This is a genomic window from Mesorhizobium sp. M7A.F.Ca.AU.001.01.1.1 (assembly GCF_004022735.1).
In the GTDB taxonomy this organism is placed as follows: domain Bacteria; phylum Pseudomonadota; class Alphaproteobacteria; order Rhizobiales; family Rhizobiaceae; genus Mesorhizobium; species Mesorhizobium ciceri.
This window is the reverse complement of sequence record NZ_RZPF01001158.1, coordinates 1-1,092: the sequence shown is the minus strand read 5'-3', so window position 1 is coordinate 1,092 and position 1,092 is coordinate 1. Positions and strand designations below refer to the sequence as shown.

Annotated in this window: 1 protein-coding gene; it reads right to left on the bottom strand. The window is 62.5% G+C overall.

Annotation, left to right across the window (positions count from 1 at the left end):
- Positions 1-3: 3 nt before the first annotated feature.
- Positions 4-1,092 (bottom strand): glutamine synthetase family protein (locus tag EN884_RS36725; protein WP_164895450.1); only part of this gene is annotated, 1,089 nt, incomplete at its 5' end.

The window sequence follows — 1,092 nt, the reverse complement described above, 5'->3', positions numbered from 1 at the left end:
CCCCTACACATTCAGCAACAAATACTCCCGCTCCCACGGACTGATCACTTCCATGAAGGTCTCGAATTCCGCGCGCTTGATCGCCGCATAGGTCGCGGCGAACGACTTGCCCAGATGAGCGCAGAGTTCCTCGTCGCCCTCGAACAGGTCGACGGCTTCAAGCAGGCCGCGCGGCAGGTCGATCTCGTCGGCATTGGCCGTTGTCAGGACCGGGGGCTCGGCCTTGATCTTGTTGGTGATGCCGATCAGCCCGCAGGCAAGCGATGCCGCCAGCGCCAGATAGGGATTGGCATCGGAGGACGGGATGCGGTTTTCGACGCGCCGTGCCGCCGGATCCGAGCGTGGCACGCGAAACGCCGTGGTGCGGTTGTCATAGCCCCATTTGTTGTTGACCGGCGCCGACGCCGCCTGTGTCAGCCGGCGGTAGGAATTGACATAGGGCGCGAACATCACCAGCGCGTTCGGCACATGCTTCTGCATGCCGCCGATAAAGTGGAAAAAATCGTCGGTTTCCGAGCCGTCAGCGGCCGAAAAGATGTTCTGTCCGGTCTTCTTGTCGATGATCGACTGATGGATGTGCATGGCGGAGCCGGGTTGCCCCTGGATCGGCTTGGCCATGAAGGTGGCGTAGATCTCGTGCTTCAGCGCCGCCTCGCGAATGGTGCGCTTGAACATGAACACCTGGTCGGCCAGTTCGATCGGGTCGCCATGGCGCAGATTGATCTCCAACTGGCCGGCACCTTCCTCGTGGATCAGCGTATCGATCTCCAGGCCCTGGCTTTCGGAGAAATGGTAGATGTCGTCGATCAGTTCGTCGAATTCGTTGACGCCGGCGATCGAATAGCCGGCGCCGCCGCCGATCGCGCGTCCCGACCGGCCAACCGGCGGGGTCAGCGGATAGTCCGGGTCGGGATTCTTGCGCACCAGGTAGAACTCGATCTCGGGCGCCACCACAGGCTTCAGGCCGAGCTTGTCATAGGCGGCCACCACACGCTTCAACACGTTGCGCGGCGTGAACTCGACCGAGCGTCCGTCCTGGTGGACGAGGTCGCAGATGACCGCTGCCGTCGGGTCTTCTTCCCAGGGCACCAC